Annotated in this window: 17 protein-coding genes and 1 pseudogene; 3 read left to right on the plus strand and 15 right to left on the minus strand. The window is 50.4% G+C overall.

Annotated elements, in window-relative coordinates:
* Positions 1-2 precede the first annotated feature (2 nt).
* Both ACPAOP_RS11345 and pbpC read left to right on the plus strand, forming a co-directional pair.
* Positions 3-5,795: an alpha-2-macroglobulin family protein gene (locus ACPAOP_RS11345; RefSeq protein ID WP_423708077.1), complete on the plus strand. Its 5,793-nt coding sequence runs from the start codon at positions 3-5 to the stop codon at positions 5,793-5,795.
* A 71-nt stretch (positions 5,796-5,866) separates the two neighbouring features.
* Positions 5,867-8,080: a penicillin-binding protein 1C gene (gene pbpC, locus ACPAOP_RS11350; protein WP_423710010.1), complete on the plus strand. Its 2,214-nt coding sequence runs from the start codon at positions 5,867-5,869 to the stop codon at positions 8,078-8,080.
* 16 nt (positions 8,081-8,096) lie between these two features.
* Here the strand turns inward: pbpC and ACPAOP_RS11355 are convergent, their stop codons facing one another.
* The 15 genes and pseudogenes from ACPAOP_RS11355 to ACPAOP_RS11425 form a co-directional block, all read right to left on the minus strand.
* Positions 8,097-9,659, minus strand: coding sequence for a DHA2 family efflux MFS transporter permease subunit (locus tag ACPAOP_RS11355; protein ID WP_423708078.1), 1,563 nt, complete (start codon positions 9,657-9,659; stop codon positions 8,097-8,099).
* Positions 9,659-10,894 carry an HlyD family efflux transporter periplasmic adaptor subunit gene (locus tag ACPAOP_RS11360; protein ID WP_423708079.1) on the minus strand — a complete coding sequence of 412 codons (1,236 nt, stop codon included), beginning with the start codon at positions 10,892-10,894 and terminating at the stop codon, positions 9,659-9,661. Before ACPAOP_RS11360 ends, ACPAOP_RS11355 begins: the two co-directional genes overlap by 1 nt.
* Positions 10,891-12,384, minus strand: coding sequence for an efflux transporter outer membrane subunit (locus ACPAOP_RS11365; protein WP_423708080.1), 1,494 nt, complete (start codon positions 12,382-12,384; stop codon positions 10,891-10,893). The genes ACPAOP_RS11360 and ACPAOP_RS11365 overlap by 4 nt, the downstream gene beginning before the upstream one ends.
* Positions 12,385-12,467: 83 nt before the next feature.
* Positions 12,468-12,941 carry a MarR family winged helix-turn-helix transcriptional regulator gene (locus ACPAOP_RS11370; protein ID WP_423679535.1) on the minus strand — a complete coding sequence of 158 codons (474 nt, stop codon included), beginning with the start codon at positions 12,939-12,941 and terminating at the stop codon, positions 12,468-12,470.
* Positions 12,942-13,053: 112 nt separating this feature from the next.
* A complete protein-coding gene (locus ACPAOP_RS11375; protein ID WP_423708082.1) occupies positions 13,054-14,802 on the minus strand; it encodes a PhoH family protein in 1,749 nt (582 codons plus the stop codon).
* Positions 14,803-14,918: 116 nt separating this feature from the next.
* Complete coding sequence (locus ACPAOP_RS11380) at positions 14,919-15,386, minus strand: peroxiredoxin (RefSeq protein ID WP_423710011.1); 468 nt, start codon at positions 15,384-15,386, stop codon at positions 14,919-14,921.
* A 52-nt stretch (positions 15,387-15,438) separates the two neighbouring features.
* Positions 15,439-16,374 carry a polysaccharide deacetylase family protein gene (locus ACPAOP_RS11385; protein WP_423708083.1) on the minus strand — a complete coding sequence of 312 codons (936 nt, stop codon included), beginning with the start codon at positions 16,372-16,374 and terminating at the stop codon, positions 15,439-15,441.
* An 11-nt stretch (positions 16,375-16,385) separates the two neighbouring features.
* Positions 16,386-17,426: a bifunctional UDP-4-keto-pentose/UDP-xylose synthase gene (locus ACPAOP_RS11390; protein ID WP_423679538.1), complete on the minus strand. Its 1,041-nt coding sequence runs from the start codon at positions 17,424-17,426 to the stop codon at positions 16,386-16,388.
* A gap of 61 nt (positions 17,427-17,487) precedes the next feature.
* Positions 17,488-18,402: a formyltransferase gene (locus ACPAOP_RS11395; RefSeq protein ID WP_423679539.1), complete on the minus strand. Its 915-nt coding sequence runs from the start codon at positions 18,400-18,402 to the stop codon at positions 17,488-17,490.
* A gap of 1 nt (position 18,403) precedes the next feature.
* The gene (locus ACPAOP_RS11400; protein ID WP_186883762.1) at positions 18,404-19,369 is read right to left on the minus strand and encodes a glycosyltransferase; all 966 of its coding nucleotides are present in this window, start codon (positions 19,367-19,369) and stop codon (positions 18,404-18,406) included.
* A gap of 17 nt (positions 19,370-19,386) precedes the next feature.
* On the minus strand, positions 19,387-20,514 hold the full coding sequence (locus tag ACPAOP_RS11405) for a DegT/DnrJ/EryC1/StrS family aminotransferase (RefSeq protein WP_423708085.1): 1,128 nt from the start codon (positions 20,512-20,514) through the stop codon (positions 19,387-19,389).
* Between the two features lie 170 nt (positions 20,515-20,684).
* Complete coding sequence (locus tag ACPAOP_RS11410; protein WP_423679541.1) at positions 20,685-21,056, minus strand: EamA family transporter; 372 nt, start codon at positions 21,054-21,056, stop codon at positions 20,685-20,687.
* 26 nt (positions 21,057-21,082) lie between these two features.
* Complete coding sequence (locus tag ACPAOP_RS11415) at positions 21,083-22,771, minus strand: glycosyltransferase family 39 protein (RefSeq protein WP_423708087.1); 1,689 nt, start codon at positions 22,769-22,771, stop codon at positions 21,083-21,085.
* Entirely contained in the window at positions 22,768-23,145 is a 378-nt protein-coding gene (locus tag ACPAOP_RS11420) for an Mth938-like domain-containing protein (RefSeq protein WP_423679543.1), read from the minus strand. Before ACPAOP_RS11420 ends, ACPAOP_RS11415 begins: the two co-directional genes overlap by 4 nt.
* A 327-nt stretch (positions 23,146-23,472) precedes the next feature.
* Positions 23,473-25,225: pseudogene (locus ACPAOP_RS11425) on the minus strand (methyl-accepting chemotaxis protein).
* Positions 25,226-25,545: 320 nt separating this feature from the next.
* Between ACPAOP_RS11425 and ACPAOP_RS11430 the strand changes: the two are divergent.
* Complete coding sequence (locus tag ACPAOP_RS11430; RefSeq protein WP_423679545.1) at positions 25,546-26,775, plus strand: pyridoxal phosphate-dependent aminotransferase; 1,230 nt, start codon at positions 25,546-25,548, stop codon at positions 26,773-26,775.
* Positions 26,776-26,786: the final 11 nt, after the last annotated feature.

Here is a 26,786-nt window from a genome sequence, read left to right on the forward strand (position 1 = left end):
AGATGGCTGGCCTGATCAAATCAATATGCGCGTTTGCCACTTTGTTCACCATCGGCAATCTGCCGGTTGCTGAAGCAGCAACGATAACGCGTTTTACGCCGCAAGGTGAAGTCGCTCAGATCAGGCAGGTCAGAGCAACTTTCTCAGAAGCCGCCGTAGCCTTCGGTGACCCGAAAGCCGGGGAGCCATTTAACATCAAATGCAGTGGCGAAGCCGTCAGTGGCATTGGTCGTTGGGCCGATGAGCGTAACTGGGTTTATGATTTCAACCAGGATTTGCCGGTCGGCAGCCAGTGTTCATTTACGCTGAAGACTGAGTTTAAAACGAAGTCGGGAGCGGGGCTGACAGGTAAAACCGGTTTTCAATTCAATACCGGTGGGCCGGCAGTGGTACGCACCAATCCGTATGCACAGTCGGATATTGAAGAAGACCAGATTTTCATTCTCCATCAGTCGGGAGCAGCCACTGAGGCTAGTCTGCGCCAACATGTGTACTGCGAAATTGAGGGCATACACGAGCGGGTTCCGGTTAAATTCGTGACTGGCGAGACACGTCATCTGCTGCTCAAAGAGTTTGCCCAGAAAGCGGATGCCAATAAAATTTCGACTATTCAATGCCAGCAAAAATTTCCCGCTGAAGCCGGAGTGAAAATTGTCTGGGATAAGGGAATTGTCAGCACCAACGGTATCGTCTCTACGCGTGCACAAAGCTTTCAGTTTAAAGTGCGCCCGGCATTCACTGCGAGTGTTTCTTGTGAGCGTGAAAATGCCAATGCTGCTTGTACGCCGATTTTGCCGATACGGATGAATTTCAGTTCCGGCATACCGCGCAAGTTTGCTGAAAAAATCCTGCTAAAAAGTGCCAAAGGATCTGTAAAACCTGAATTGCCCAAAGAGAATGGTGAAGATCTGATCACTTATCTCAGTTTTAAACCACCTTTCGCAGAAAAATCTGAACTCAGCATTGAGTTGCCGTCCGGACTTAAAGACGATAGCGGTCGTAATTTGTCGAATGCGGGACAGTTTCCGTACAAACTGATGACGGCTGATTTTCCGCCGTTGGCGAAATTTCCCGCAGCACCGTTTGGCATCGTTGAGCTCAATGCTGATGCGACCTTGCCTGTGACCCTGAGAAACGTTGAGTCGTCATTAGTGGCACGTTCGGCGAATGGTAAAGTCGCCCCAGGTCAACTGGCAAATTTGAAAGTCGATGAAGATACCGCGATTATTGAATGGTTGAGTAAGCTGAATCGATACCATGAATCGACGGTCAGTAAAAATAATCAATTGATAGAAACCCGCAGCATAGGCTTGTTGAGTAAAGAAGCAAAAGCAAGCAAGCTGGAATTACCGGCAATGAAAACTGACAATGTGCGCCCATTTGAGGTCGTCGGCATACCGTTCAAAGCGCCGGGTTTTTATGTGCTTGAGCTCGAGTCGCAAAGACTGGGCGCTGCGTTGCTCGGAAAGCCAGCACCGATGTTTGTACGTACCAGTGCCCTGGTGACCAATTTGGCCGTACATCTGAAATCCGGAAGGGAAAATGCCGCGGTCTGGGTCACCCGACTCGACAACGGTAAACCAGTGGCAAATGCAGATATACAGATTTCTGATTGTTACGGTCGTTCAGTCTGGAAAGGGCGGTCCGATGTCAATGGCATCGCAATGCTCGCAAAGCCACTCAGTGGGTGTAAAAACAATGAGGTTGACAGCGAAGGAAAGCGCAGCGAGTTAAAAATTAATGGCTATTTTGTCAGTGCACGTAAAACGGATGAGAAAGGCCGCGCTGATATGGCTTTCGTATTATCGTCGTGGAATAACGGAATTGAATCCTATCGCTTCAATTTGCCAACAGATCTCAATTCTGCCACATCGGTAAAAGCACACACAGTATTGGACCGCAGTTTATTTCGTGCCGGTGAAACAGTATCCATGAAGCATTTGATCCGTGCAGAGACCATGCATGGTCTGGCTTTAGTCAAAACAGAACAATTGCCAAATCGTTTGCGGATTGTGCATCAGGGAAGTAATCAGGAATTTCAGTTCCCAGTTGTCTGGAGAGGTCGAAATGCAGCTGAGAATACCTTCACCATTCCTGCGCAGGCAAAATTAGGTCGCTATGACATTATCCTTGATAAAGGGAACGTTAAACTGGCGACGACCAATGATGAAGGTGGCAACGAGGATTACCGATATAGTGATCAGACGTATTACACCGGTGGTTTTCGTGTTGAGGAGTTTCGTCTGCCACTGCTGCAAGGGCGCGTGATTCCGGCCAAGGGGCCGCATATTACACCGAAAGAGTTACCACTGAGTCTGCAATTGAATTATCTCAACGGTGGCGGCGCATCCGGCTTATCGGTACAAGTGACCAGTCTGTTACGTAACCGTATGCTGCACTTCCCAGATTACGAGCAGTTCTCTTTTTATACCAATGACGGTAACGAAGATGAACAAAAAATCGTCGCGAATAAGCTTCCCGTTACGCTGGATAAAAACGGCAGCGGGAAAACAGTATTGAGCGCTTTGCCTGAGATACGGCGTCCGCAGGAGTTACTGACTGAAATGACGTATTCCGATCCGAATGGAGAAATACAGACGATCAGTAGCGTGATTCCTGTATGGCCTGCTGCTGTGGTGGCCGGAATCAAGAATGAAGACTGGGTATCAGTAAAAAACAAAACCCGCTTTACTGCAATTGCACTCGATACCAATGGCAAGCCCGTGTCTGACGTGCCGTTAGTCATTACAGGTATTGCGAGACACAACGATTCACATCGGCGTCGTATTGTCGGTGGTTTCTATGCATACGAAAATACAGAATCGAGCAAGGAATTAGGTCAGCTGTGTAAAGGCAAATCAGACGCTCGCGGATTACTGATCTGCGAAGTTGAGATGACAGAATCCGGCAATATCGAATTACAGGTCAAAGCGTCTGATCAGCAGGGGCGGAGTTCTTATGCGAAAACCTCGCTCTGGGTCACAGGCAAAGGTGAGGTCTGGTTTGATGGTGAGAATCAGGATCGCATGGATGTATTACCTGAGAAAAAACAGTATAAGGCTGGCGAGGTTGCGAGCTTTCAGGTGCGTATGCCTTTCCGCTCAGCGACTGCATTGGTTGCGGTTGAACGCGAAGGTGTGATCGACACCATGGTGGTGGAATTGAATGGCCGTGATCCGACCATCAGGGTGCCAATCAAAGCCAGTTATGGCCCGAACGTCTATGTGTCCGTGTTGGCGGTGCGGGGGCGTATGCGTGAAGTGCCGTGGTATTCCTTCTTCAGTTGGGGATGGAAAGAACCTCTCAACTGGTGGAGTGAATTCCGTGAGTATCAGGCGCCAGGTGCGACGGTTGATCTGGCGAAACCCGCGTATAAATATGGCATTGCGGAAATCAATGTCGGTATTGCCGCTCAGCAGTTAGCTGTTACCGTCAGCAGTGATAAACCTGCCTATCCGATACGGGCAACATCGAAAGCCAGCATACAAGTCAGACTGCCTGACGGTAGGCCTGCGGCTGGTGGTGAAGTTGCCATCGCTGCGGTGGATGAAGCCTTACTGGAACTACAACCAAACGACAGCTGGAATGTACTGACAGCGCTGTTGCAACGCCGCAGTTATGGCGTTGAAACTGCCACTGCACAGATGCAGGTGATAGGCAAGCGCCATTACGGGCGCAAAGCCGTGGCTGCTGGTGGTGGCGGCGGAAAATCTCCGACCAGAGAGTTACTTGATACCTTATTGCTCTGGAAGCCTGCAGTACAGCTTGATGCCAATGGCCGGGCACAAATTGATGTGCCACTCAACGATGCCTTAAGCAGTTTCCGGATTGTGGCTGTCGCACAAAGTGGTGATGGCATGTTCGGTACCGGAACAACCAGTATCAAGGTAACGCAGGATCTGCAAATCGTCTCGGGATTGCCACCGCTGGTACGTGAAGGTGATCATTACAATGCAATGCTGACGGTGCGTAACACCACAAGCCGAGCGATGAAAGTGATGCTGCAAGCCAAAACCAACGGTGCCTCGGCATCATTGCCTGCACAAGAGTTACAGATACCGGCAGGCGAGGCACGCGAAGCGAACTGGCTGATAGAGGTGCCGCTACTCGGTGCCGATGTGCAAAGTCAGCAATTGCAGTGGGAATTTAGTGCGCAGGAGCAGGGGGCAACTAATCAGGGCGCGAAAGATAGTCTGAAGTTCGTGCAAAAACTGATTCCTGCAATACCGGTGACAGTGCAGCAAGCGACCTTGATTCAGTTGGATAAGCCTTTGAGTTTACCGGTGGTCAAGCCAGCAGATGGTTTACCCGGTCGAGGAGGCATTGCAGTTTCCTTCCTGCCCAGCCTGATCAGTGGGAGTGATAGTTTACGCCGTTATTTTGAAAACTATCCGTATATCTGCCTGGAACAAAAGACATCCAGAGCCATCGGCTTGCGTGATGCGGGAATGTGGCAGAAAGTCGTCAATGAATTGCCTACATATCTGGATGCTGATGGCCTGGCGTATTACTACCCACCAACAGACAGTGGACAAAGGCTGGGCAGCGATACGCTGACGGCCTACCTTTTGTCGGCAACGCAGGAAGCAGGCTATGCGATACCGGAATCCATCAGAGATAAGATGCTGCAGGGCTTGCAAGCGTTCGTGGAAGGAAAAATTACCCGCGATTTCTGGTCGCCGCGCAAGGATTTAGATGTACGTAAACTGGCTGCGCTGGAAGCTTTATCCCGTTATAACCTTGTCCAACCTAGAATGTTGGGTTCGGTGCAAATCACGCCAAACCAATGGCCAACTGGTGCGGTGTTGGATTGGTATCTGATACTGCAAAGAAGCAGCACATTGCCACAACGGACTGTGGCAATGAAAGAAGCAGAACAGGTCTTAAGCAGCCGGCTCAACTATCAGGGTACGCGCATGGGCTTTTCCAATGAGCGCGATGATTACTGGTGGTGGCTGATGGGGAATAGCGACGTCAATGCAAATCGTTTATTGCTGGCGATGATGGACAATCCGGCCTGGCGTGATGATTTGCCTAAGATACTCAATGGCACATTGCAAAGACAGGTACGTGGTCATTGGATGACGACAACGGCGAATCTATGGGGATTGCTCGCGTTAGAAAAATTTTCGAAAAAATTTGAAGCTGAAAAAGTCAGCGGTTCCAGCCGCATCAGTTTGCAGCAGGGAGCAAATCCGGCATTGAATTCGCAAACTTTTAACTGGCCAGCGAATGGTGGCGGTAAGCAGCTGTTACCGTGGCCGCAGACAATTGCTGCTGATACGAACCTGAAAGCGACACATGATGGTAAAGGCAAGCCGTGGTTGCAGTTGCAAAGTCTGGCAGCCGTACCGTTAAAGACAGCATTTTCCAGCGGTTACCGGATCACGAAAACGATAACGCCTGTGGAGCAGAAACAAGCCGGGAAATATCAGCGCGGCGATATATTGCGGGTCAACATCGATATTGATGCGCAAACCGATATGACGTGGGTGGTGGCCACCGATCCTATCCCCGCTGGGGCGACCTTGCTGGGCTCAGGTCTGGGGCGTGATTCTGCAATTGCGGCTGCGACCGAACGTAACTCCGGACAGGCTTTGCTGGCATACGAAGAGCGCAGTTTTGACAGTTTCAGAAGTTACTATCAGTTTGTTCCTAAAGGTAAATTCAGTATGTCTTACACGGTCAGACTGAACAACGCCGGTGAATTTCATCTGCCATCGACCAGAGTCGAGGCTATGTATGCGCCGGAGATGTTTGGTGAGTCGCCTAACGCCGTGATGATAGTGAAGTGATACAGACGATAGAAGTGAGTATCAGGTCATATACCCGTGGCGGTAACTACTCGTCAGGTCTGGCGGAAAAAATGCTGCGCCGTTTCTTTTATTTAATAGGGGTATTACTGCTTTTGTATAGCAGTAATGCTGGTGCGGTGCTCAGTTATCAGGAAGTCAAAGCCCGGTATGTATCCTCAGATGCAGTATTGTTGGACAGGCACGGCGCTATTTTGCAGCAGATGCGGGTGGACGCCAGAGAGCGCAAACTGGCGTGGGTCAGCCTGGAAGATATCTCTCCTGCACTCAGAAGCGCACTGATCGCATCCGAAGACAAACGGTTTTATCAACATTCCGGTGTTGACTGGAACGCGGTAGCCGCTTCCGCCTGGGGTAACTTGTGGAATACGAAAACACGCGGCGCTTCCACTATTACGATGCAACTGGCTGGTTTGCTGGAAGAGGATTTACGGCGCCGCTCGTCAGCACGCAGTGCTTCGCAGAAAATTTCACAGGCCATTGTTGCGCAATGGCTGGAACGTCAATGGCGTAAAGACCAAATTCTGGAAGCGTATCTGAATCTGGTGCCATTTCGCGGTGAAATCGTAGGTACACACGCGCTCGCAAGAGTGATGTTCGGCAAGCATCCGAGTGGCATGGATCAGATTGAGGCGGCAATTGCAGTCGCTTTGATACGCGGCCCGAATGCCAGCGTCAGTAAAGTCAGTGAGCGAGCCTGTTATATTTTACGTGAACAAAAACAAGCGGAATTCTGTGCCAATCTGGAAGGACAGACGGCGCTGGCATTTTCTCATCTGAGCAGTAAGTCAGGTGCCACCGTAGCCACGAATACTATCTACACAACGACGCAGAACGGATTCAACCTCGCGCCGCATTTTGCTCGCAGAGTCCTGACGACGGATGCACGTCGTGTCACATCGACACTGGATGCTCGCTTACAGGCTTATGCAAAAGACAGTCTGGTCCGTCAATTATCGGCACTCGTAGATCGCAATGTCGAGGATGGCGCTATTGTTGTGCTGGATAACGCCAGTGGTGATGTTCTGGCATGGGTGGGTTCCAGCGGCAGCTTATCCGATGCAGCCCACGTTGATGGCGTGGTCGCACTCCGTCAGGCCGGCTCTACCTTAAAACCGTTTTTGTATGAGCAGGCCCTGGAGATGCGTTTGATTACTGCAGCCTCGGTAATCGATGATACGCCGGTCAATCTGACGACAAGCAATGGTTTATATATCCCACAGAATTACGATAAACACTTCAAAGGGCTGGTCAGTGTGCGGACGGCATTAGCGTCGTCACTGAATATTCCTGCTGTCAGGATGTTGATCAGTGTTCAACCTGAAGTGTTTTTCAGACGTTTGCAAGCGCTGGGTTTTCAACTCCGCGAGTCTGGTGATTATTACGGTTACAGCCTCGCCTTGGGTAGCGCGGACGTGAGTTTGCTGAGTCTGACAAATGCATATCGCAGTCTCGCTAACCAGGGAAATTTTAGTCTTCCGCGATACAGAAATACTGATCTGCATCCTCTTTCGGTGAAGGTAATGGATACCGCAGCATCGTATATTGTGAGTGATATTCTCAGTGACAGAGCGGCGCGGGCAATGACTTTTGGATTAGAAAACGCACTTGCGACGCGTGTGTGGAGCGCAGTGAAAACCGGTACCTCTAAAGATATGCGTGATAACTGGTGCATAGGATTTTCTGAGCGTTATACCGTGGGCGTCTGGGTAGGCAACGCTTCCGGTGCACCGATGTGGGACGTCTCCGGCGTGACCGGTGCTGCGCCAGTCTGGCAGGAAATTATGCATTACCTGCACAAGGATTTCCGGCCCGAAGGGGCAGGGAAGCGCCGCTTACCTGAAGGTGTAGAGCAGCGTCTTGTCAGTTTTTCGGAAGGGATTGAGGCGCCCAGAAACGAGTTGTTTTTAAAAGGAACGGCACAGGACAAGATAGTCCGGGCGCGTTCAGATCAGATACAGACAAAAATTATCTATCCCAAGTCAGGAATGATCGTTGCGGTCGATCCGGACATACCACCAGAGCGACAACGCATGCGGTTCATTTCCGCGGGTGAGGGACAGTTACTGGTATTGGATGGGAGACACTTAAAAACGATTTCTGTGGCTACTTCACAGCAGGATAAAACCTTGCGATATGACTGGTTTCCTGTCCCAGGCAAGCATGTACTGAGTTTGTTGACGCCTCAAGGTCTGTTGCTGGATCAGGTTAGTTTTGAAGTGCGTGGCGCAACGCTGGTCGCAAATAAAAAAACGGGCCAACGCTAGTTGACCCGTATCTGGTTTAATGTGCGCCACCTGCATCTACCGGTGCTGATGATTTCTTTGGTTTAGTCAGCCAGACCAGTGTGATCAGGCCGAGGAACATGAAGGCGGAAAGATAAAAAATATCTGTTGCAGCCATAGTGCTGGCTTGCACGCTGATGGTTCTGTCCAGAACCGCGTAGGCTGCCTGATCGCTCATCCCTTGTTGTGTAAAGCCTTGTATGCTTTGCACGAAAGCGGAGGAGGCATATCCGCTGCTTTCAGTGATATGCGCGTGATGCATCGTACTACGGCTGTCCCACATCGTTGTCATGATTGAGGCACCCATACCGCCGCACATAATCCGGACAAAATTAGACAGGCCGGAGGCCGCAGGGATCTTTTCCGGTGGCTGACCCGATAAGACGATAGATGTCAGCGGAATGAAAAACATCGACATGGCGGCACCCTGAATCAGGGTTGGTATCATCAGCGTCATGGTATCAACTTCGGTGTTGAAGCGCGCCCGCAGAAAAAATACCAGTGCAAATCCGAGAAACGCAAGCGATGCCACTTTGCGGGCATCTACTTTCGGTAAAATTTTCCCGATAACCGGTGATAACAGAATCGCGAAAATACCCACCGGTGCCATTACTTTTCCTGCTTCAGTCGCGGTATAAGACAATTGGGTCTGTAGCCACAGCGGCATAATGACCAGACTGCCGAAAAACAAACCATAGCCCACGGAAATCGCAATGACACCTGCGGAGAAATTTCTTCCCTTGAACAAAGACAGATCAACAACCGGATGATCTTGCCCATTTTCCCAGATAATGAAATAAATCAGTCCGACCACTGCGATCACTGTCAGCAAAATAATTTCGCCCGAATTGAACCAGTCGAGTTCCTTGCCCTTATCCAGCATCAGTTGTAAAGCGCCGACCCAGATCACCAGCAGAAACAGGCCAACCTTATCAATCGGTAACGCCCTGATGGTTGATTCGCGTTTGTGATAAATCGACCATGTCGCCCATGCAGTAAACAGCCCGACTGGAATATTGATATAGAAAATCCACGGCCAGGTGTAATTATCTGAAATCCAGCCGCCAAGCAGAGGCCCCATAATCGGCGCAACCAGGGTTGTCATGCCCCATAGTGCAAGTGCCATTGAACTTTTGGCCGGGGTGTAACTCGATAACAGCAAGGATTGTGACAGCGGAATCATCGGGCCAGCAACCGCACCCTGCAAAATACGCGCCGCGATCAGTATTTCGATATTCGGTGCGATACCGCACAGCCAGGACGATAGAACGAATAACAGGATGGATGCCATAAACAATCTGACCTGCCCGAACTGCGTGGTCAGCCAGCCCGTTAACGGAACCGAGATTGCATTAGCGACAGCGAAGGACGTGATCACCCAGGTACCTTGTTGCGGCGAGACTCCAAGGTTGCCTGAAATGGCCGGAATTGATACGTTGGCAATCGACGAATCAAGCACATTCATGAACACCGCCAGAGACAGTGCAAGTGTGCCCATTGCCAGTTGGGTACCTTTCAGCGGCGGATGTGCTACGTGAGCTGCGCGGGATGCTGTACTCATTACTTTGCCTTGGTGTTGGCCGTATTGTTAGCCGAATTTGCGGCCGATAAATTTGCATTGATGATCGAAGTAATGCGTTGCTCGACATCTTTGCCGTTTTGTTCAAATACAGCCGTTTGATACGCTGGCGTTGCGCGGGCTGCCGCGCTTGCTGCGACCGGTGCGCCTTTTTGCTGAGAGATATTCACCTGCACCTGCATAGAAACGCCGATCCGCAGTGGATGTGCCTCTAATTCTTTAGGATCGAGAGAGATGCGCACAGGAACACGTTGCACAACTTTAATCCAGTTGCCTGTTGCATTCTGCGCTGGCAGTAATGCAAACGCAGAACCTGTGCCAGCGGACAAGCCGATAACTTTGCCGTGGTATTCGACATCGTTGCCGTACAGATCTGAATGTAAGGTGACATCCTGACCTGTGCGCATGTGAGCTAACTGTACTTCTTTAAAGTTCGCATCGACCCACAGCGAATTCAGCGGAACGATGGATAATAATGGCGCTCCCGCATTGACTCGCTGCCCGACCTGTACGGCGCGCTTCGCGATATAACCACTGACGGGAGCTGGCAACGTGCTTCGGTGATATGTCAGCATCGCTTCGCGGACTTTAGTCGCAGCACGCAGCACATTCGGGTGCTGAGTGATAGTCGTATTTTCTGTCAGCGCGCGGTTTGAGCTTAACTGTTCGCGCGTCGCTTGTAATGCTGCTTCTGCTGTCTTCAGCGCATTTTTAGCATGTTCCAGTTCTTCGGCGGAAATTGCCCCTGAGCTGAGTAATGTCTGACGACGCGCCAGATCGGCCTTCGCCCGTTCAACCTCAGTGCTACGCACGTCGATATTGGCCTGCAGGCTGGCGTTATTGGCGAACAGAACTTTTACTTCACGCACCGTTTGCGCCAATTGCGCTTCCGCTTGTTCGAGAGCGACTTTGGCGTCTGTTTTATCGAGCTCAATCAGAGGTTTACCGGCCTGTACCAGTTCTGTATCGTCGGCATGAATCGCAACGACAGTGCCGGTAATTTGCGGTGTTACCTGGATGATATTACCTGCGGCGTAGGCATCTTCCGTATGTTCAAAATTACGGGCGACCAGCGCCCACCATACACCATAAGCGATCGCAGCGATCACGATGATAGCGGTAACAACGAGCAGCCGACCGCGGCGCTTGCTTTTGTCAGGCGCAGCTTCGATTGCTGGAGTGGCAGGGGAGTTAGAGTTTTGTGCTGGAGCGTTCATTGCGCTGCCTCCGGTTTGTTAGATGCTGTAAAAGTGTCTGATGTTGCATTTGCCAATGCGGTGTTGCTGGCTTTGCTGTCATAGCCGCCACCCAGTGCTTTGATCAGATTAATCTGACTGTCAGCGCGGCGAATGGCTATGTCCATTGATAATTTTTGCTGTGCGAGCAGCGCCGTCTCTGCGGCTAAAACAGGAAGCATATTTGCTGTCCCTGCTTTTTGTCGTTGCTGAGCGAGTTGCAAAGCTGTTCTGGCGGCCTGTTCTGCGATGGTTTGCTGTCTGGCCTGGGCTTCGTTGGTTTGCAGAATCTGCAACTGATCTGCGACTTCATGCAGTGCATCCGTCAGACTCTGATTGTAGGTCGCAACCGCGACGTCATACCCCGCCACTTTATTTTTTAATTGCGCACGCAGACGGCCGCCTTCGAAAATCGGCAGACGGATTGCCGGGCCGACGCCAACGATACTGCTCCCGCTCTTGATGAAATTATCTAAACCCAGGCTGGATAAACCGGCAAAGCCAACGATATTGATGTTCGGATAAAACTGATTTTTTGCCAGATCAATCTCGCTCTGACCAGCTTCGACGCGCCAACGCGCGGCAACGATATCCGGTCTTCTTGAAATTAATTCCAGTGGCAGATTGGCCGGCGCTGCAATCGCCATGTTTTCCTGAAAACGCGGTACCGGAATCTGCTGTCCGCGCTCTGGTCCTGCACCCAGCAAGGCGGCGAGTTGATTGCGGGTCAATGCGATAGCTTCTTTCCAGCCGGTGATTTCGTTTTTGATGCCGGAGATTTGCAATAAGCTTTGTTGTAGTTCGGATTTTGTCTCTAATCCTGCTTTCAGTCTTTGCAATGTCAGCTGATCGATTTTTTCGCGCACGGCAAGCTGTTGTTCGCTCAGCGCGAGTTGCTGATATTGACGTGCCAGTTGTAACCAGCTGCGGGCAATCGCGCTGCTCAGCAGCAGGCGGGCACTTTGTTTTTCCGCTTCAGCGACTTTTTCCTGCGAGACTGCAGTGCGCATTTCTGCGCTGTGTTTGCCCCAGAAATCAAGTTCATAGCTGGCATTCAGTGCTAGCTGATTATTGCTTTCGTAACTACCGGCCAGCGGTCTCGGAATCAGCCCATTCTCGGTAAAACGCTGATAAGTGCTGTCCAGACTCGCGTTGACAGTCGGCAGCGAATTTGCGCCGACGGCCGCAGTTACCGCCCGCGCTGCATTGATACGCGCGCTTGCTACTTGCAGGGACGGATTGTTACTCAAGCCTGCGTCAATCAGGGACTGCAATTCTTTGCCGCCAATCGCAACTCCCCAGTCACTCGCAGGCCACAAGCCTTGCTGTTGCGCAAATATGCCGGAATTTGCTTCACCAGCAATTGACTTGAGTTGCGATTGACTTTGTATGCCGTCAAAGCTGACACATGCGGAAAGTAGTGCCAGCACTCCGGCAGCAATTGCATGATAAGCAATATGCTTGCTGTTCATCTTTTTTATCTCAGGAGGTTTCATTTGGTTTGGGTGTTCACAGTTGGTATGGCTGCTGATAAATTTAATTGACTATGCAATGATTATTTTATTGCGTCTAATAACGGTCGGTTCGCGAGGGCTTTGCGCAGCAGGCACTTCAGGAATCCGAGTTCTTCTTCCGTAAATCCTGTAAAGCCGATGTTCAGGACTTCTTTGTAAATCGGCGGCAGTTGAGCCGCCATTTCCTTTCCGCTCTCGGTCAGTTCGAGTTTAAACAGGCGTTTATCTGCCTGGTCTGGTGTTCTGCGCAGAAACCCCTTTGATTCCAGCTTGTCCAGCGTCCTTTTCATTGCAGCAGAGTCGATGAATAAATCACGCGACAGGTCTGCCGCGGTATGGCATTTTCCTAGCCCCAGCATTAAAAATACACTGGCTTGTGAATGGGTGATGCCGCGCGAACGCAAAGCGCCATCAGCGGCGCGGGATAACATCGTTCTGGTTCTTGCGATCAGATAACCCACGCTGTCTTCAACGTGGCTTACATCAAACTGCAAGGAGGATTTTTCGTCTGTCATTTCAATAAATAATCATTGCTTAGTCAATAGTTTATCTCAGGTAAAAAATAATTGCTGGACATAAAAAAAGCGCTGCCATAGCAGCGCTTTAAAAAAACCGGTAATTCCTTATTTACAGGATCTCACTGGCGTGATCTGCCAGACGTGAACGTTCGCCGCGGGCTAAAGTCACGTGACCACTGTGTGACCATCCTTTGAAACGATCAACGACATAGGTCAGACCGCTGGAGCCTTCGGTCAGATATGGTGTGTCAATCTGCGCGATATTTCCAAGACAGATGATCTTTGTGCCTGGGCCAGCTCGTGTCACCAGAGTTTTTACCTGTTTCGGTGTCAGATTTTGCGCTTCGTCGATAATCAGGAATTTATTGACGAAGGTACGACCGCGCATGAAATTCAGTGATTTGATCTTGATCTTTGAACGAATCAGATCCTGCGTGGCAGCACGTCCCCAGTCGCCGGCATCATTGTCTGACTTATTCAATACTTCGAGATTGTCGTCAAACGCGCCCATCCATGGCGACATTTTTTCTTCCTCTGTACCTGGCAGGAAACCGATGTCTTCGCCAACTGGCACGGTGACACGGGTGACAATGATTTCGTTGTAGGTTTTGGTTTCCAATACCTGCGCCAGACCGGCAGCGAGCGCGAGTAAAGTTTTACCAGTGCCGGCCTGACCCAGCAGCGTGACGAAATCACATTCCGGATCCATCAACAGATTCAGGGCAAAATTTTGTTCACGATTACGCGAAGTGATGCCCCAGACACTGTTCTTGACGTGACCGTAGTCGCGCAGCGTCTGCAATACGGCAGTTTTGCCATTAATCTGTTTTACTTGTCCGTAAAATGAAGCTTCACCATTATTCGGTTCAAGATAAACAAACTGGTTAACCAGCAAAGACGGAATCGCCGGGCCCGTGATACGGTAAAACGTAGTGCTGAGTCCGTTTCTATTTTCTTGCCAGGTTTCTATGCCTTTGCCGTGTTTATTCCAGAAGTCATCAGGTAACTGAACAATACCGGAGTACAGCAAATCGCTGTCTTCCATGACATGGTCATTGAAGTAGTCTTCCGCTGGCAAGCCGAGCGCGCGGGCTTTGATGCGCATATTGATGTCTTTTGACACCAGCACGACAGGGCGTCCCGGAAATTCCTGTTCCAGCGCCTGCACAACGCCCAGAATCTGGTTGTCCGCTTTTCCTTGGGGCAGACCGCGCGGTAATTCACCGACTTGCAGCTTGGTCTGGAAATACAGATGCCCCTTTGCTTCTTTATTGCCTAATTTCGATAAGGGAATGCCTTTTTCTATATCTTGATGATCGATGTCACTGACCAGCGCGTCGAGTGAGCGGGAGATCTGGCGTGCGTTGCGCGCCACTTCAGACATGCCTTTTTTATGATCGTCAAGCTCTTCCAGCGTGATCATGGGCAGATAGATATCGTGCTCTTCAAAACGGAATAAAGAGGTAGGATCATGCATCAGGACATTTGTGTCGAGCACGAACAGCTTGATGACGCCCGATTTATCGGCGGCACGGCTGATGCTGGATTTAACGCGGATATCCGGAATTTTTGTTTCGATGACTGTCGTCGTCATTGCCGGAGCAGCAATCTTCTCCGCTGCCTGCACAGATGTGCGAGGTGCTTTAGTTGCGGCCGTCTTTTGTGTTGAGCGAGAGGTTTTTGCGCTACCAACGGTGGTCTGCGTTTTTTTGGCTGCAGGCGATTTATCTTCAGACACTTTGTTTTTTTCAGTACGAGCGACTTTTACCGCTTTGCCAGGCTTGCCTGTCTCCGCTTTCGGATAGTCTTTTGGCGATAATAACGCTGCGGGTTTAGTCGGCATTTTTGGTAATGGCATGAATACCTCAATCAAAAAGTGAGAGCTGTAAAATCAAAAAGCCGCTGTGGCGATCCCGGCTGATTGCCGGTTCTGCCCATGGCGGCTTCTGAGTAAAGAAAATTGGTAGAGTTCAATTAAGTTTTGGCGCTCACGAATTCGAGTACTTCATCAACGTGACCTGCTACTTTGACACCTCTCCATTCTTTCACTAATTTACCCGTGGCGTCAATCACAAATGTACTGCGTTCTATCCCACGAACCTGTTTGCCGTACATGTTTTTCATTTTCATGACGTTAAACAACAGGCACAGAGTTTCGTCCGGATCGGATATCAGCTCAAATGGCAGATCGAGTTTCTTTTTGAACCCTTCGTGCGAACGCAGGCTATCGCGGCTGATGCCAAAAATTTCTGTGTTTGCAGACTCAAATTGTGGATATAAATCGCGGAAAGCAAGACTTTCAGTTGTGCATCCCGGAGTATTGTCTTTCGGGTAAAAATAAATCACCAGATTTTTACCCTTGTAATTACTCAGATGAAATTCCTTGCTGCCTGTCATTGCAGCAGAAAATTCTGGCACCTGGCAATTTAAAGCGGAAAGCATGTCAGCCACTGTAATCTCCTTGGTTAGTGGTGGCGAAGTTGTTGCTGACAGGCTAGATCAGGGCAACAAGTTCTCCGGACCTTCCGGGCAAACTGGCCCATGAAAGAGGATGTGTCGGCAAATTTTTATCTTTGATAGCGTCAAAATAATCAGCCATGGATATGCAACGATAACCTTGCTTATGCCAGCCCGTCAGCAGTTGCTCGAATATGGGGGCAAGTTTTTGCCCTTCAAGTTCTGCATGCAGGGTAAATACATGGTCTCTGGGCTTTTTTGTCAGATCCAGTATATGTGCTGCAATTGTTGAGGTAGTCAGTTCCTGTCCGTTGACTGTCCGCCCCAGCAGTTCGTCGAGAGTAGGCAGGGTAGTCGGCATTTGTACGCATGACTTTACCTCATTACCTACTTTTAACCGGTAAGGGCCTGCTTCTGGATTGGCAAGGCTGCCATCGTCAGTCAACATGGCGCGGCCATCAGACGCGTATTGCATTCCAAACTGATCAAGCTGGGCAAATGCATGTTCGTTCATTTGCCAGCCAGCTGCTCCATGTGTTGCAGGCTGATGGCCGAAAATTTGCTGAAACTTTTGCTGTGCTCGTTGCATCTGTCCGTACGTCCAGTCCTTGCCTCGCTGCCGGACATTGTCGTGCCAGACGACGTGATCCCAGGTGTGAATGCCGCATTCAAAGCCGGCATCAGCAACCGCGCGCATTTCTGTCGTGCAGCTACCGATGTCGGGCGCAGGAAGAAACACGCCATACATCAGAGTCTTGATGCCGTAATGTTCGACGACCGAAGTACGGGAAACCTTTTGAAAAAAACCGGGGCGAAATACTCGCCGCAAGGCCCAGCCGGTATGATCTTTTCCAAGCGAAAACAGAAAAGTTGCTCCGGCCTGATGTTGCTTGAGTATCCGCACCAGATTTGGTACACCTTCTCTGGTGCCGCGAAAGGTATCAACGTCGATTTTGAGAACAATATTCGGCATGTTGACCCGGATCAGTCCATCAGGGAGCGTGCTTCAGCGACCTGCGAACGATAAGCATCAAAAATATTGCGCATCGTGTCTTTCATTCCGGTTGTCGGTGCCCAGCCTAATTCTTCACAAGTATTGGTGATCTTTGGCACACGATTCTGTACGTCCTGATAGCCTGCACCATAGTAAGCGCCGGATGTCGTTTCTGTCAGTTGTACTTTTTTCGCTGTTTCAGCATATTCAGGATACTCAGCAGCAAGCGCCAGCATCATGTTGGCGAGTTCACGGATAGAGTAGTTATTGCCCGGATTGCCGATGTTGTAAATTTTGCCGGAAGCGACACCATTTTTATTGTCGATGATGCGCATCAGAGCATCAATACCATCATCGATATAAGTGAACGCGCGTTTTTGCGCGCCACCATCGACCAGCGAGATATTTTCGCCGCGAACAATATGACCAAAGAATTGTGTTACCACACGTGAGCTGCCTTCTTTTGGTGTGTGGATATTGTCCAGGCCAGCACCGATCCAGTTAAACGGACGGAATAAAGTGAAATTCAGGCCTTCCATGCCGTAGCCCCAGATCACGCGATCCATCAGTTGTTTCGCGCAGGAGTATATCCAGCGAGGTTTGTTGATCGGACCGCAGATCAGTTCAGACGCTTCCGGATCAAATTCTTCATCATGGCACATGCCGTACACTTCGGAAGTCGAAGGGAAGACCAGATGTTTGCCGTATTTTGCAGCAGAACGCACGATAGGCAGGTTGGCTTCAAAGTCCAGTTCAAACACGCGCAGCGGTTGTTTGACGTAAGTCGATGGTGTCGCGATCGCAACTAGCGGCAGAATCACATCGCACTTCTTCACGTGATATTCAACCCATTCTTTATTGATGGTGATATCGCCTTCAAAAAAATGCATGCGTGGATGATTGATCAGGTCGCCCAGACGCTCGGTTTGCATATCCATGCCGTAGACTTCCCAGTCTGTCGTTTCGAGAATACGTTTGGACAGATGGTGACCGATAAAACCGTTCACGCCGAGAATGAGGACTTTTTTCATGGTGAGTTCTTCTTAAATGTAAATGTTGGGAGCTATGCCGGATAACGTTACCTGATTACCTTCAAACAACGCCTGTCAATTGCTTCAGTTCGTTGACCTGAATCGGCTTTCCGTCACAGTGCAATTCAATTATACGTAAGGCTTTGCCATCGCCGCATACGCCAAGGGCAACATTATCTACTACATGCAAGCCTGTCGGCAAATTTCCGGTCGGTAAATTGGTTAAACGTGCTTTTTGAATAATGAAATGATGCCCTGACTGCTCGAAAAATGCCCCCGGATAAGGTGGTGCTACGGCCCGGTGCAGGTTATATACCTGTTGTGCCGACTGCGACCAGTCTATCCGGCCATCTTCAGGTTTGCGGCCACCGAAATAACTGCCTTCGCTGAGTTTGTTTTCTAATGCTTTATATTCGCCACTGATCAGGCCGGGCAGCGCGTACCAAAGCGTTTGCTCAGCAGCGACAGTTAATTTTCCGAACACTTCATAGGCAGTGTCATCCGGCAGGATGGGCACGGCTGTCTGCGCAATAATTTTGCCGGCATCCGGTTTGGCCGCCATTTCATGCAAGGTGGCGCCAGTTTCCGTTTCGCCATGCAGGACCGCCCAGTTAACCGGGACACGTCCACGGTATTTCGGCAATAAAGAACCGTGCAGATTGTAGGCGCCGCGTTTGGCCAGCGCGAGCAGATCCAATGGCAACATGTGGCGATAATAAAAGCTGAAAATGAAGTCAGGCGCTATCGTAGCGATACGTTGCGCCAGGTCGGCGGATTTAGGATCTGCAGGCGTGATGCTTTCGATGCCGTGTTCCTGGCATAAAGCGGCGACGGATTCAAACCAGATCGTTTCTGCCGGATTATCTTCGTGCGTGACGACCAGAGCGATATGTACGCCGCGGGCGAGCAGGGTTTTAATGCTGCGTACACCGACGTTGTGGTAGGCAAAGACGACGGCAGTGGGCTGGGAACTCATGTCAGTTTTCCTTCGCTGCACTAGCAGGCAGATCTTGCAAAATCGTTTGCACCACGTAACGCGGGCGACCTCGTACTTGCTGATAAATGCGCCCGATGTATTCGCCAAGCAAGCCTATGCCAAACAGAATCACACCCATCAGGAAAAAAGCGATGGCGAAAAGGGTGAACAGCCCTTCGGCTTCCGCGCCGAAAACGAAACGGCGTATCAGCAGCAAAGCAACTAAACCGCCGGAAAGCAGCGACAACATCATCCCAAGCATGGAGAATATCTGCAAAGGCATGATGGAAAAGCCAGTCATCAGGTCGAAATTCAGACGTATCAGACTGTATAGCGAGTATTTGGATTCACCCGCAGCACGCTCCTCATGCTCCACCACGATTTCTGTTGGTTTGCGTGAAAACGTGTAGGCCAGCGCAGGTACGAAGGTGTTGACTTCGCCGCACTGATTAATCAGATCAATCACGTTCCGACCGTAGGCACGCAGCATATTGCCCTGATCGGTGATTTTGATGCGGGTGATTTTTTCGCGCAGGTGGTTCATCGCTTTTGACGCATAGGTTCGCCAGGCAGAATCCTGACGCTTGCGTCGTATCGATCCTACATAGTCGTAACCTTCGCGCATTTTGTCGACCAGTGCGCCGATTTCTTCCGGAGGATTTTGTAAGTCAGCATCGAGCGTGACCACAATCTCGCCACGGGTTGCTTCAAAGCCAGCCAGAATCGCCATGTGCTGGCCGTAATTACCATTGAACAGTACGACGCGTGTGACGTCGGGGCGAAGGCGGAACTGGTCGGATAAAATCGCCGCGGTATTGTCGCGGCTGCCATCGTTGACGAAGACGATTTCATAGCTGATGCCGCGTGCCGCCAGCGTATCGAGAGCGGGATAAAGGCGGCTGAACAACTTGGCGAGGCCTGCTTCCTCGTTGTAAACAGGAATGACCACTGAGAGTTCGGGTTTCATCATAAGGCGTGCCAGATTCAAAGAAGGCGGGATTTTACCGCAGACACGACGCGTTCGACATCGGCCTTTGTCATTGCCGGGAACAATGGCAAAGTCACGATCTGATTGCCAATACGTTCAGCAATCGGGAACATGCCTTCTTTAAAGCCACGGGCGCGGTACATGGTGAACAGATGAATCGGACGATAGTGGTAGCCGAGACCAATCTGCACGTCCAGCATCTGCTGCATGAAGACTGCGCGGTTTACACGTTCCGGCAGCACGATGTGGAACATGTGCCAGTTGGAGTTGGTGAAGTCCGCGACCGGCAGTTCGGCACCGGTCTGCGCTTCAAAGTCCGGGCCGAATTGTTCGAAATAATATTGGGCGAGTTCTTTACGTCTGCCGTTGAATTCCGCCAGATGTTTCATCTGACCGAGGCCGATTGCTGCGGCGATGTCGGTCAGATTGAATTTTCCGCCCAGCACATCTACGTCGATACCATCCAGGCCGCTGCGGGTCACGCCTTGTAAACGGTATTTTTCGGCAAGGCGTGCTTCTTCTGCATTATTCAATACCAGACAACCACCTTCACCGGTCATGATATTTTTGTTGACCTGAAAGCTGAACGACACAAAATCGCCAAACGAGCCTATGCGTTTCCCTTTCCAGGTTGAGCCTATGGCCTGCGCTGCATCTTCGACCACGCGCAAATGATATTTGTCGGCAAGCTCGTACAATTTATCCATGTCGCAAGGCAGGCCGCACATGTGCACAGGAATGATTGCTTTTGTGCGTGGTGTGATCGCGGCTTCAACCCGGTTCAGGTCGATGTTATGCGTTTTCGGATCGATATCGACAAACACTGGCGTTGCGCCGGTTTCAATAATCACGCTGGCCGTGGCGACCCATGAGTTCGGCGTCGTGATCACCTCGTCACCAGCGCCGATGCCGGCGATGCGCAAAGCGATTTCCATGGTGCAGGTGCCGGAGTTAAACGTACGTACCGGACGGCCACCGAAGTATTCTGATAACTGCGCTTCCAACGCCTGCACTTTTGGTCCGCTGGCGAGCCAGCCGGAGCGCAATACTTCCGAGACAGCCGCAATGGTTTCTTCATCTATGCTGGGTTTGGTGAAAGGCAAAAATGGTAAAGAGTCGCTCATATTGATCCTTTAATAGCGTCTGAGACGCGTACGTACTGCATGTTTGCTACGTGTCTGGTGCAATTGGTGCTGCATCAGGATGTTTATATACTGGGTGGAGTATATCCGGAAGCCCTTTGTTTCCGCAGGGAATAGGGCGATTTTTACACATACTCCCCCAATTTCTCTAATTAACTCTTCATTAGTAAAGCCACGCCGATGATGATGATGCCGATCGCCAGCATACGTTGCAAGGTCATGGCTTCGCCGAGGAAATACCAGGCACCGATCGCATTGACGATGTAACCGATCGACAGCAGAGGGTAGGCGATCGTCACCGGTATGCGTGACAGACCGATGATCCACACCACAACAGACAGCCCATAACACGCGAGACCACCGATGATGGGCAACTGGGTTGCGATCTGTATGCCGATATGAAGCCAGTTGCTGGCATTGACGTGGATTTCACCGATGGCATTCGTGCCTTTTTTCAGCAGCAATTGTGCTAACGCGTTCAGCAGAATGCCGGTAATGATGAAGCCGAAAGTATTAATATTCATTGTGATTCTGATGTTTTTCTTTTTTTTTAAGGATGTATCGTCGCGATAATCACACGGCGCGGATCTTCACCAATCACGCGCATAGGCAGATGTTGCTGTTGGAATTCCTTGTAAATATCGGTGCGGACAATGGCAACAGCCGCTTCGCCGCGCTGATTATGCGCCCGCCAGCGTGCAACGAAATCGGCGCGGTCAGGTATCCATAATTCCGGTTGCTGTTTCAGACCGAATTCCATTTCATCCGGAAATTCTACCAGTGTCAGCGTACGTTCCAGATAAAACGGCAGCGCCTGTTCATATCGCCCGACGGCGTACAAAGGGGTATCCGGTTTTGTTAGTTCCGCTTTCATCGCAGGCACATGCGCAGAGCCGGCGATATATTTACCCCAGGGATCGTGACCGAGAAAGGCGACTTGTCCGGCGATAAATCCGGCACTCGCCAGCAGAATCACGGACCAGTCTTTGCCAGTGGCACCTTTGCCTGCAACAAACCAAGCGCCAAGACCGCCAGCCAGCGTCATGCCTGCGGCGACAAAAAGCCATACGGCATAACCCTGATTCAGCGAGATTTCAATGGGATTAGAGCCCAGTCCTGCTGCCTTATTTACAAACAGCAGACCGACCAGTCCCAACAACGCAAACAGAAGAGCCGCTATCTTCAGATCACGCGCCTGACATTGGTCAACATAATACGCAATCAGCAGAGCCAGCGCCGGGAAAATCGGCAGAATATAGCCCGGCAATTTAGAACCGGAAATACTGAAGAAGAAAAAGAAAAACACTGCCCAGACCAACAGCAGTTTACGCGGTTGAAAGCCTGTCGATGGCTCTTTGACGCCAGTCCACAAACCCTGCAGCAATACGCCTAGCCAGGGCACGATACCCAGCAACAGGAAAGGGAAGAAGTAATACCAGGCACCGCCACGATTGTGTACACCGCTGGTGAAACGCTGAAAGTGCTCGTGGATGAAAAAGAAGTGCGGATGTTCCGGATTTTTCAGTGCAATTAAAATGAACCAGGGTGCCGTGATCGCAAAAAACAGAATCAGACCTTTGCCCATGTGCAAGCGTGCCCACAAAGCCCAGTCTCTGGTCAGCAAGGTGTATATCACCAGTACTGCACCCGGTAAAACAAAACCTATCAAGCCTTTTGACATTGTTGCTAATGCCATGCCCGTCCAACACACCAACATGGCGTTGCGGCGTTCAATGTCACTGACGCCATCGCGTTGCCCGACGATAAGTCCGCACATGCAAAGCACCATCATGCCGGATAAACCCATGTCCAGCGAATTGACGTGCCCCATACCGGCCCAGTAAAAGCAGGAACCCAGTACCAGTGCGGCGATAATGCCGACGCGACGGTTAAATAATTTATTTCCGGTATAAGCGACAGACGCAACGCCGATCAGACCGCAAAGCCCGGTCCATAAACGTGCCTGCCAGTCACCGAGGCCAAACACGGCAAAGGTGAGGGCGTTCATCCAGTTTTGCAGTGGCGGCTTTTCGAAATACTTGATGCCGTTCAGGCGCAGCGTGATCCAGTCGCCGGTGGCCAGCATTTCTCGTCCCATCTCGGCGTAGCGGCCTTCATCAGTCGGCACCAGGGTTCTGGCGCCCAGCATATAAAACCAGATAATCAGGAAGCCGATCGCCAATACCCATAAGGTTCGCGGCGACTCGAACGGCGATTGTGTATGTTTGTTGATGTTCATGCCTTCTCCATCACCAGCGCCAGTGCAACCTTGCGGCCTTCCGCCATCAGAATGTTATAGGTGCGGCAAGCTGCCTGATTATCCATACATTCAACACCGATGCGTTGCGCTGTCAGTGCCGCAATCAGGCGAGGATGAATGAAACGTTGTTTGTTGCCCGTTCCTAAAATCACGACATCAGGTTTGGTGGTATCAATTTGCGCAAAATCATCAGCGCTCAGGTCATCAAAGCTGCTGACTGGCCAGACGACAGGCTTAGTTTCAGGCAAAACAATCAGACTATGAGTGTAGAGAATCGCGTTGATTTCAACGCTGTCCTTTTCGTAGCCTGTAACGGTTTGGTATTGTTGTGTCGGTGTCGAATGCAGCTTCATCTTTTTTGCTCTGTCTTTGGTGTACGCCTTGTGAGTGCAGCATTGTAACTTTTTTTACAGAATTTCTGACATCGATTGATCAATTCTGAAAAGCAGTCAGGTGCTTTAGCCGTACCGGGAACAAACTAACCGCTTGTTTTTTTGGGTCTTATTCCTCCGCAGGCCAGATTCTTGCAGTCAAAAAAAAAGCGGACAAAAATTTGTCCGCCTTGAGTGACTGTCTTGCTTGCGAAGCAGACGATTGAATTGCTGTGATCTGACTATGTGCAGTGATTCTCCCGCGTACGTGAGGTGAAATCTGACTGACGCAAGCGATACCTTACGCAATCAGAACTCCTCCCACTGATCCGCCTCGTCCTGTTTCTGGGCCTGGGATGTGATCGTTTTCTTCGCCGGGAGCGCTTTGTTTATCGTTTGTGATTTCGTCTGTCCCACGGAGCGGTTTGGGCTTGCCGCGCGCACCGCAGCTGGTCTGGCTGGTGCAGGTCTTGCCGCCACAGGCGCAGCAGCATCCGTCTTTAACTTGAAAATGCTGACTTCGCTGAGCAGGTGGGCCGATTGCTCCTGCATTGCGGCCGCCGCCGCCGCTGCCTGTTCGACCAGCGCAGCATTTTGCTGGGTGACGTTATCCATTTCTACAATCGCCAGATTAACCTGGGAGATGCCAGAACTTTGTTCGGATGTCGCCGCAGAAATTTCCGCGATCACATCGGTTACTTTACGCACACTTTCGAGAATCTCGTTCATGGTTTCACCAGCCTGATCGACCAGCTTGCTGCCGTGATTGACGCTCTCTACGGAGTCATTGATCAGCGCTTTGATTTCTTTTGCCGCTGTTGCGGAGCGTTGCGCCAGATTGCGGACTTCCGATGCGACAACGGCAAAGCCGCGTCCCTGCTCGCCTGCGCGGGCTGCCTCGACGGCAGCATTCAATGCCAGGATATTGGTCTGAAAAGCAATGCCATCAATGACGCCGATGATGTCGACAATTTTTTGCGATGAGGCATTGATGACTCCCATGGTGGATACAACCTCGGTCACAACGGCACCACCTTTTCTGGCAACTTCTGACGCATTCAGAACCAGTTGATTTGCCTGCCGCGCATTATCGGCGTTGTGTTGTACAGTGCTGGTCAGCTCTTCCATTGATGATGCCGTTTCTTCAAGCGAGCTGGCCTGCGACTCAGTTCGGGATGATAAGTCCATATTGCCTGATGCGATCTCGGTCGATGCGCTGGAAATCGCTTCTGTTCCGGTACGTACGTCACCGATGATTTTTGCGATGCTGTCACGCATGGATTGTATGGAGTACAGCAGACTGGACTGATCGCCGGATCTGAGCTGGATATCCGTGCTCAGATCACCTTGCGCAATCTGGCTGGTAATTTCCGCTGCATAGCTTGGCTCGCCGCCCAGTTGCTGCAGCAGACTTTTGGCAATCACGAGCGAAATCAGTAATAAGATACCGGTCAGTATCGCTGCGCCGACAGAGAATGACAGCAGGTGTTCATAAAATGTGGCGTTAACCGAATCAATATAGACACCCGAACCGATAACCCAGCCCCAGGGTTTAAATCCTTTGACAAATGAGACTTTTTCTACCGGTGCTTCACTGCCGGGTTTAGGCCACATATAGAACACAAATCCTTCGCCATGTTCTTTCACCGTCTGCACCATTTCGACAAAAAAAAAGTTTTCCCGTGGGATCTTTGTTATCGGATAAATCAGTGCCGTCAAGTGCCGGCTTAATCGGATGCATGACCATGCGGTTATTCATGTCATTAATCCAGAAGTATTCGTCCGCACCGTATTTCAATGCGCGTACAGCATCTTTCGCAGCTTGTTTGGCATCCGCTTCCGGCATCTTGTTTTTGGTCGCCAGATCGTGATAGTGCGCAACCAGTTTCTCAACGGTTTCTACGGTTTGCCTGACATTGCTCTTACGTTCTTGTAACAGCATGGCTTTTTCGGAGAAAAGAAACAGCCCTGTTAATACAACGATGCCCAGAACTGCGCTGACGATAATGATGCGCAGTTGTCTGGCGATACTCAATTTTTGTATAAATGATGTTACTGACATAGTCCCCCCCTCATCGCAGATTTTTTTCAGTAGTAGCATATCCTCGCCGGATTTGATACTACTCCGCTTTTGTAAATCAGAATAAACAATTAACAATCTGTGGCAATTTCTGTGTAATTTCGAATATTCGTTTGTTTTGATGTTGGCGTGGTATTAAAAACATCGGTTATTTGCACGAAATCATGTTTGTGACAGCGATTTATTGAAAACGAATTGATCAAACCGGATGCCCTGTGCAAAAATGTTTCGTTTCGCATTGCAGCAAAATAGGGTGTTCTGATTTTGCTGGCTTGCACGCTTATCATAGAAGGAATTTTCCAGTGCGTCCGATACAAAAATCACAAAAGTTAGCGAACGTTTGTTATGACATCCGTGGACCGGTGCTGGAAAAAGCCAAGCAGATGGAAGACGAAGGGCACAAGATCATTAAGCTCAACATCGGCAATCTGGCGGTGTTTAATTTTGATCCGCCGGATGAAATTGTGCAGGATATGATCCGTAATATGCATAACGCGGCCGGCTATACGGATTCCAAGGGCATGTTTGCTCCGCGAAAATCCATCATGCATTACACGCAGGAAAAATTCATCCGTGGCGTGACAATAGAAGATATCTATATCGGTAATGGCGCATCTGAGCTGATCGTGATGGGCATGAACGCATTGCTGAACAGCGGTGATGAAGTTCTGGTGCCTGCACCGGACTATCCTCTGTGGACTGCTGCCGTAAGTTTGTCCGGCGGTAATCCCGTGCATTATGTGTGCGATGAAAGTGCCGACTGGATGCCGGATATCGACGATATCAAGAGCAAGATCACTCCGAATACGAAAGCGATTGTCGTCATCAATCCGAATAATCCTACCGGCGCCTTGTATCCGGTCGAAGTGTTGCAGCAGATCGTCGAAGTCGCCCGTCAGCATCAGTTAATTGTGTTTGCGGATGAAATTTACGATAAGACTTTGTATGATGAAGCCGAGCATGTGTCGATTGCTTCGTTAGCGGATGACGTATTATTTCTCACCCTCAACGGTCTTTCAAAAAATTATCGCTCTTGCGGCTATCGTGCCGGCTGGATGGTGGTTTCCGGTGAAAAACGCCATGCCAAAGATTATATTGAAGGCCTGAATATGCTGGCCTCGATGCGCTTGTGTGCGAATGCGCCGGGGCAGTTTGCGATTCAGACCGCGCTGGGTGGCTATCAGAGCATCAAGGATCTGGTCGGGCCTGGTGGTCGTTTATTGCGCCAGCGCGATCTTGCGCACAAATTGCTGACGGCGATCCCCGGCGTCAGCTGTGTGAAGCCAAAAGCAGCGTTGTATATGTTTCCGAAACTGGACCCCGAGATTTATCCGATCACGGATGACCAGGAATTCATACATGAACTGCTGACCGAGCAGCGTGTATTGTTGGTGCAGGGAACAGGTTTTAACTGGATCAGACCTGACCACTTCAGGGTGGTATTCTTGCCAAACGCGGATGATCTGACTGAAGCATTCGGACGTATCGATTATTTCCTTGAGGGATATCGTAAGCGTCACGGTACTAATTAATTCCAATTTAC

The sequence above is a fragment of the Undibacterium sp. WLX3042 genome (genome assembly GCF_049544825.1).
Taxonomy (GTDB): domain Bacteria; phylum Pseudomonadota; class Gammaproteobacteria; order Burkholderiales; family Burkholderiaceae_D; genus Undibacterium.